The organism is Sutterella seckii (assembly GCF_009183815.1).
GTDB lineage: Bacteria > Pseudomonadota > Gammaproteobacteria > Burkholderiales > Burkholderiaceae_F > Sutterella > Sutterella seckii.
Genome location: NZ_WEHX01000020.1, coordinates 22,884 through 30,003, shown reverse-complemented (window position 1 = coordinate 30,003; position 7,120 = coordinate 22,884). Strand labels below are relative to the sequence as shown.

The 7,120-nt window shown below is 60.7% G+C and carries 6 protein-coding genes; 4 read left to right on the top strand and 2 right to left on the bottom strand.

The annotated features are described in order from the left end of the window. Positions 1 to 135: 135 nt before the first annotated feature. A complete protein-coding gene (locus GBM95_RS04910; RefSeq protein WP_152158067.1) occupies positions 136 to 423 on the bottom strand; it encodes a KTSC domain-containing protein in 288 nt (95 codons plus the stop codon). A gap of 439 nt (positions 424 to 862) precedes the next feature. On the opposite strand from GBM95_RS04910, the gene GBM95_RS13100 reads away from it, so the two are divergent. Then, the gene (locus GBM95_RS13100; RefSeq protein ID WP_193222576.1) at positions 863 to 1,840 is read left to right on the top strand and encodes a transglycosylase SLT domain-containing protein; all 978 of its coding nucleotides are present in this window, start codon (positions 863 to 865) and stop codon (positions 1,838 to 1,840) included. Positions 1,841 to 1,875: 35 nt separating this feature from the next. Here GBM95_RS13100 and GBM95_RS04900 read toward each other — a convergent pair whose 3' ends face one another. Beyond that, positions 1,876 to 2,619: a 16S rRNA (uracil(1498)-N(3))-methyltransferase gene (locus tag GBM95_RS04900; protein WP_152158066.1), complete on the bottom strand. Its 744-nt coding sequence runs from the start codon at positions 2,617 to 2,619 to the stop codon at positions 1,876 to 1,878. 130 nt (positions 2,620 to 2,749) lie between these two features. On the opposite strand from GBM95_RS04900, the gene tkt reads away from it, so the two are divergent. The 3 genes from tkt to GBM95_RS04885 all read left to right on the top strand — a co-directional run bounded on the left by tkt (position 2,750) and on the right by GBM95_RS04885 (position 7,112). After that, positions 2,750 to 4,759 carry a transketolase gene (gene tkt / locus GBM95_RS04895; RefSeq protein ID WP_152158065.1) on the top strand — a complete coding sequence of 670 codons (2,010 nt, stop codon included), beginning with the start codon at positions 2,750 to 2,752 and terminating at the stop codon, positions 4,757 to 4,759. Positions 4,760 to 4,798: 39 nt separating this feature from the next. After that, positions 4,799 to 5,806 (top strand): type I glyceraldehyde-3-phosphate dehydrogenase, encoded by a 1,008-nt coding sequence (gap, locus tag GBM95_RS04890; protein ID WP_152158064.1) that lies wholly within the window; start codon positions 4,799 to 4,801, stop codon positions 5,804 to 5,806. Positions 5,807 to 5,909: 103 nt separating this feature from the next. Continuing rightward, positions 5,910 to 7,112: a phosphoglycerate kinase gene (locus tag GBM95_RS04885; RefSeq protein WP_152158063.1), complete on the top strand. Its 1,203-nt coding sequence runs from the start codon at positions 5,910 to 5,912 to the stop codon at positions 7,110 to 7,112. The last annotated feature ends 8 nt before the right edge of the window (positions 7,113 to 7,120 follow it).

Genomic DNA, 7,120 nt, shown 5'->3' with positions numbered 1-7,120 from the left:
CCGTTAAGCCTTGATACTAGGAACCGCCGTATACGGAACCGTACGTACGGTGGTGTGGGAGGACGGCATGGGAACTAATCCCATGCCTCCTACCCGATTGAAGACCCTTGATATCGAGAGCGAGAGGAGCTTCTCTCAGAGGTCGCCGAAAAGGCGCTTCAGATCGTCGATGCTCTTTTTGGCGACGGGCTTCTCTTCGTCGCTTTCCTTCGCGGACACCTCATGAATGGTGTAGACGTCCTCGATTTCCTCGCGCCAGTATGTGATGGGGGAGCCGGAATGAAGGAAGCGGTCCGCCACTTCGGAGCCCACGGATTCGCAGCGCAGAATTCTCCCCGTATCGAATTCCACATCAAGATAACGGCGCGTCGGGTCGTAGCCGGCAGAGACGATGCCTCCGCGATGAATGGGTTTGCGCTTCATTTTTTCTTTCTCCTGCCGCCTCCGGGAGGCTTCTGGTTGAAGGCATGTCCCATCATTCTATGCCCGGGGAATCCGGCCGGAACGGAAGCATCTGGAATCAAATGCACAGGTTTGGAAACGAGGAATAATTTGATTTTTAAGGGAAATGGAATTATCTTTGTCCACCTCCAGCGGGTTTTCTGCTAATCTCCGGGCAGTTCCAGTCTTCGCCATGCGAGAAAACCCTAAGAAGAACGGACTGGATACCCATTAGAAGGACCCAGGCAAAAGCGGTTCGGCTGACATAACGGATGCACTTTGGCGCATCACGCCCTGAAGCCGCTTTCACGCAGACCGGATGCGTTTGTTTCCTGTCCCCGCAGGGCGCATCCAAACTTCTCCCTGGCAAAGCGCGATTCTTTTCTTCGCCTTGCTCAGAAGTCTGCCGCCGCCAAGATTTATGAAGAAAAAAGTCAAAACTTCCCCATCCGCCATTACCCACGAGGAGAAAAAGCCCGTTCTGGAGCGCTTCTGGCCGACAGGCGTCATCGCTTCGTTCGCCGTTGCGGCTGCCGTCGGCCTTCATATCGCGGGCTATACGACAGCGCCCGTGAAGACTGAGGTTGCCGCTGAAGCGCTCGCACTCGAAGCTGAAGAAGCCGAGGACGCGGGAGCTGATGCGCTCATTGCCCCGTGGGAAGAGGCTCACCCGAACGGCGTGCCGGCGGAAAAAGAGGACGCGCTCAGCGTCTCTGAAAAGGAAGTTGCGACCTATATTTCCCGCAGCTACCGCGTGCCCATGGCCGAGGCCGAGCAGCTCACCACGTGGGCCGTGGAAATCGGCGCGGGCTTTGACGTCGATCCGCTGCTGATACTCGCCGTCGCCGCGGTGGAGTCGAGCTTCAATCCCAAGGCGAAGAGCGGCGCAGGCGCTGAAGGCCTCATGCAGGTGATGACGCGCGTTCATGCGGAAAAGTTCCATGCCTTCGGGGGCCCTCAGGCGGCGCTTGCACCTTATCCCTCGATGGTCGTCGGCACGTCTATCCTTTCGCGCCTCATCACGCGGACGGGGAGCGTTCAGAAAGCCCTCAAATTCTATTTCGGCGCGGCGAATCAGCCGTCCGACGGCGGCTACTCCGAAAGGGTCTTCAAGGAACGAAGCCGCATGCGCGTTGCCGCCGGAGGCGACTCCGACCATGCCGTGCAGCTTTCGAGAAAGAAGCGCACCGGACCGGAATTTGCTCAAACCCGCGCCGGCGTGAAGCAGCTGGGCTTCAGGAAGTGGACGGAAGTGACGGGGATCGTCGAGACGAAGCTCGCCCAGAATGAAGGGAAGGTTCGCCAGCTCCAGGCGTCGAGCGACGACGCGCAGAAGCGCTCCGCCGAGCCTCTCGAAAATGCGCCCGGAGATGCGGGCGGCCCGACCCGGCTGAACTGAGGTTTGGACTTAAAGTGCGACCAGCGGACTGCTTCTCAGCGCGGGAAGTCTCCGGCAATCGTTTGAAGCCAGCAGGCGGCTGCAAGTCCTGCCGTTTCTGTTCTCAGCACGCGGGGCCCGAGGAGCATCGGCGTCCAGCCCGAGGCTGCAGCGAGTTCAATTTCCGCGCTGGTGAAGCCCCCTTCCGGGCCGACGGCGAATGCCGCCGAGCGGAGTCCCGGTCGAATGGCTTCCGGTATCCGCGGCTCCGCTCCCGGGGCGAGCATGAGGCGAACTTCGCCTTCTGCTTCGGCAAGCCCGCTTTTAAGCGTCGGCGCAGCCGAAATTCGCGGGACGACATTTCTCCCGCATTGCTCCGCCGCCGAGCGTGCAATATCCGTGAGCCTTGAAAGGCGCTTTGCGAGCCGGTCTCCCGAGAGCTTCGTGACGGATCTTTCCGCCGGAACCAGAAGAATGGCGGAGATGCCGGTTTCGACGGCCTTTTCCACGATCCATTCCATCTTTTCCGGGGCGACGAGGCTCTGAACGAGGGTCATGAAGACCGGGGATTCGTTTGCCTTCTCCGTCACGGCATCAATTTCCACCCATGCGGAGTCGGCAGAAAAGCCAATGGGCCCCGACCAGGCAAAGCCCGAGCCGTTGAAGACCTCGACCCGTTCGCCTGCGGCAAGCCGCAGCGCCCGGCCGGCATGGTGCGCGGCTTTGGCGGGAAGCGTGAAGGAAGAGCCCTCGGCGAAGGCATCGGTCGGAGCATCAACGAAAAAGCGCGGCAGAGACATGACGGACTGGGAGAAAACAGGATTCGGGAAAAAGGTCCCTGAATGTTAAAATATTAGATTCAGTGAGGGGCCTCCATTTCATTTGAGCGGCCCCTACCATATTTTCTCTACTCACCGAGAACGACTTCACATGTCAAAGGTCTCTCCCCAGATGATGGCGAACGCGATCCGCGCGCTCGCCATGGATGCTGTTCAGAAAGCCAAGTCCGGCCACCCCGGCATGCCGATGGGCATGGCAGATATCGCCACGGCGCTCTGGTCGCGCCATCTGCGCTTCAATCCCGCTGATCCGAAGTGGCTCGGCCGCGACCGCTTCATTCTCTCGAACGGCCACGGCTCGATGCTGCAGTACGCGCTTCTGCATCTGACGGGCTATGACCTCTCGATGGACGACCTCAAGGCCTTCCGTCAGCTCGGCAGCAAAACCCCGGGCCACCCCGAGGTGCATGTGACTCCGGGCGTCGAAACGACGACGGGTCCGCTCGGCCAGGGCATCGCGAACGGCGTCGGCATGGCGCTCGCCGAAAAGCTCCTCGGCGCGGAATTCAACCGCGAGGGCTTCCCCGTCATCGACAACCGCACGTATGTGTTCCTGGGCGACGGCTGCCTCATGGAAGGCATCAGCCACGAAGTCTGCTCGCTTGCCGGCGTCTGGCACCTCAATAAGCTGATCGCGATCTACGACGACAACGGCATTTCGATCGACGGCGACGTCCGCGGCTGGTTCCAGGACGACACGAGAAAGCGCTTCGAAGCCTACGGCTGGATGGTGATCGGGCCCGTCGACGGGCACGACATCGATGCCATGGACCGCGCGATCGCCGAAGCGAAGACCTCGGAAGACAAGCCCGTTCTCATCATCGCGAAGACGACGATCGGCAAGGGCTCTCCCAACCGTCAGGGCACGGCGAAGGTGCACGGCGAAGCGCTGGGAGACGAGGAAATCGCCGCCACGAAGGCTGCGCTCGGCTGGAACTACGGTCCCTTTGAGATCCCCGAAGAGGTCTATGAGGCCTGGGATCACCGCGAAGCCGGCAAGGCCCTTGAAGCCGAGTGGGACGAAATGTACGCGGCCTATGAAAAGGCCTATCCGAAGGAAGCCGCGGAACTCGCGCGCCGGCTCGCCGGCGACCTCCCCGAAAACTGGGACGAGATCGTGATGGACGCCGTCTGCGCGGCCGAGGAAGCGCAGGAAACGGTGGCGACCCGCAAGGCGAGCCAGAAGGCCCTTAATGCCCTCGCTCCCGCACTTCCCGAACTCCTTGGCGGTTCGGCCGACCTCACGGGTTCGAACCTCACCAACTGGAAGGACGTGAAGAGCCTCAATACGGGCGACTTCCACGCCCGCCACATCAGCTACGGCGTGCGCGAATTCGGCATGTCGGCGATTCTGAACGGCATTGCGCTCTTCGGCGGCTTCATCCCCTACGGCGCTACCTTCCTCACCTTCTCCGACTATTCGAGAAATGCGCTTCGCATGTCGGCCCTCATGAATCTGCGCGCGATCAACGTCTTCACGCACGATTCGATCGGTCTCGGCGAAGACGGTCCGACGCATCAGTCGGTCGAGCACATTCCGTCCCTGCGCCTGATCCCGGGCATGGACGTCTGGCGTCCTGCCGACACCGTTGAAACGGTCGTTGCCTGGGCGAGCGCCATCGAGCGCCGCGACGGCGCTTCCTGCCTCATCTTCTCGCGCCAGAACCTTCCCTTTGTGGACCGCGACGAAGTGGATGCCGACGCGATTGCGATGGGCGGCTACGTGGCTGCGGAAGCGCCCCTCGGCAAGGGCGAGGCGCAGGTCATTCTCCTTGCAACGGGCTCTGAAGTGGGTCTTGCCATGGAAGCCCGCGCGAAGCTCGCGGCCCTCAACATCCAGGCCCGCGTGGTCTCGATGCCCTGCACGACGCGCTTTGACCGTCAGACGAAGGAATACCGCGAGTCGGTCCTTACGCCCGGCACGCCCGTTCTCGCGATGGAAGCGAGCCGCACGGACCTCTGGTGGAAGTACTTCACCGGCCGCGGCGACGTGCTCGGCGTCGATACCTTCGGCGAAAGCGCTCCCGCGAAGGACCTCTGGCAGAAGTTCGGCTTCACGGTCGAAAACGTGATTGCCAAGGTCGAAGGGCTTCTCAAGTAATTCAACCGTCACCACCACCATTATTAGGAAACAGAAAACATGACAATTCGCGTCGCTATCAATGGCTTCGGCCGAATCGGCCGCAATGTTCTTCGCGCCCACTACGAGTACGGCAAGAAGCACGACATTGAAATCGTGGCCGTCAACTCCCCGGGTGACGTGACGGTGAATGCGCACCTCCTTCGCTACGACACCGTGCATGGCCCCTTCGGCTCCAAGGTTGAGGTCGACGGCAAGGACATGATCGTTGACGGCGATCGCATCCATGTCTTCGGCACGCGCAATCCGCGCGAACTCCCCTGGCAGGATCTCGGCATTGATCTCGTGATGGAATGCACGGGCGCCTTCAATTCGAAGGAGCTTTCGATGCCTCATATCGAGCAGGGCGCAAAGAAGGTTCTTCTTTCCGCTCCGGGCAAGACCGCGGATGCAACGATCGTCTACGGCGTCAATGAGAAGACCCTCAAGGCGACCGACATCGTCGTTTCGAACGCCTCCTGCACGACCAACTGCCTCGCTCCCCTCGTGAAGCCCCTGCAGGAAAAGATCGGTCTCGAGCGCGGTCTCATGACGACCATTCATTCCTACACGAATGACCAGGTGCTCACCGACGTCTATCACAAGGATCTGCGCCGCGCCCGAGCTGCGACCCACTCCATGATCCCGACGAAGACGGGTGCCGCGAAGGCCGTGGGCCTTGTGCTTCCGGAACTGAACGGCCTCCTCGACGGTTTTGCCGTCCGCGTGCCGACGATCAACGTGAGCTTCGTTGATCTTACGTTCCTCGCGAAGCGCGACACCACGATCGATGAAATCAATTCGATCCTGCGTGAAGCGAGCGAAGGCGAACTGAAGGGCATCCTCGGCTACAACGATCTGCCGCTCGTCTCCTGCGACTTCAACCACAATCCGCACAGCTCGATCTACGACTCGACCCTCACGAAGGTCTCGGGACGTCTCGTCAAGGTGATGGCCTGGTACGACAACGAGTGGGGCTTCTCCAACCGCATGCTTGATACCGCCTGCGCCATGATGGCTGCGAAGTAAGCGTGCAGTTCTTTTTCTGAAACATGAAAGCCGCATTTCATTCGTATTGAATACGGATGATGCGGCTTTTTCTACATTGTATTTTCCTTTCTGGAGCATCAGAATGCATGTGAATACTCTTGAAAATCTGGCAGATAAGGGACTTCTTGCCGGTAAGCGCGTTTTGATCCGCAGCGACCTCAACGTGCCCCGCAACGACGAAGGCGCGATCACGAACGACGCCCGCATTGAGGCGAGCCTCCCCGCGATCCGCATGGCGCTCGCAGCCGGCGCTGCCGTGATGGTGACGAGCCATCTCGGCCGCCCCAAGGAAGGTCAGCTTCTGCCGGCCGATTCGCTGCAGGTGGTTGCCGACCGCATCGGCGAGCTCCTCGGGCGCGAGGTGCCGCTCGTTAAGAACTGGGTTGACGGCGTCGATGTGAAGCCGGGCGACCTGGTGATTCTCGAAAACTGCCGCTGCAACGTGGGCGAAAAGAAGTGCGACGAAGCGCTCTCGAAGAAGTACGCGGCGCTCTGTGACGTTTATGTGAACGACGCCTTCGGCACGGCGCACCGTGCGGAAGCGACCACGGTGGGCGTTGCCCGCTTTGCGCCGATTGCCTGCGCCGGTCCCCTGATGGCGAAGGAAATTGATGCGCTTACGAAGGCGCTCGAGGCCCCGAAGCGTCCGCTCGCTGCCATTGTCGCGGGCTCCAAGGTTTCGACAAAGCTCACGATTCTCTCGAACCTCGCGGAAAAGGTGGACCGCCTGATCGTTGGCGGCGGCATTCTCAATACGTTCCTTCTCGCCGAGGGTCACCCGATCGGAAAGTCCCTCGCGGAACCGGATCTCGTTGATGAATGCAAGAAGGTCCTCGCCATTCTGGAAAAGAAGGGCGCAGCCCTTCCGATGCCTGTGGACGTCGTCGCCGCCAAGGCCTTTGCGGCGGATGCGCCCAACCGCGTCTGCGGCGTTGATGAAGTCGAAGCCGATGAGATGATTCTCGATGTCGGCCCCGAAACGGCTAAGCACCTCGCGAAGGAACTCCGCTCGGCCGGCACGATCGTCTGGAACGGTCCGGTGGGCGTCTTCGAGATGGCTCCCTTTGCGAAGGGTACCGAGGCGCTTGCCTACGCGATTGCTGAAGCGACCGACCACGGCGCTTTCTCGATTGCGGGCGGCGGCGATACGGTTTCCGCGATCGACAAGTTCGGCGTTGAAGACCGCATTTCCTACATTTCCACGGGCGGCGGCGCTTTCCTTGAATTCCTTGAAGGAAAGACGCTTCCGGCTGTTGCCGTGCTCGAAGAGCGCGCGGATAAGTAAATAAAGCC

Coding starts and splice junctions, on each gene's coding strand:
- GBM95_RS04900 (WP_152158066.1), bottom strand. CDS start 2,619: ATGTCTCTGCCGCGCTTTTTCGTTGATGCTCCGACCGATGCCTTCGCC.
- GBM95_RS13100 (WP_193222576.1), top strand. CDS start 863: ATGAAGAAAAAAGTCAAAACTTCCCCATCCGCCATTACCCACGAGGAG.
- GBM95_RS04885 (WP_152158063.1), top strand. CDS start 5,910: ATGCATGTGAATACTCTTGAAAATCTGGCAGATAAGGGACTTCTTGCC.
- GBM95_RS04910 (WP_152158067.1), bottom strand. CDS start 423: ATGAAGCGCAAACCCATTCATCGCGGAGGCATCGTCTCTGCCGGCTAC.
- gap (WP_152158064.1), top strand. CDS start 4,799: ATGACAATTCGCGTCGCTATCAATGGCTTCGGCCGAATCGGCCGCAAT.
- tkt (WP_152158065.1), top strand. CDS start 2,750: ATGTCAAAGGTCTCTCCCCAGATGATGGCGAACGCGATCCGCGCGCTC.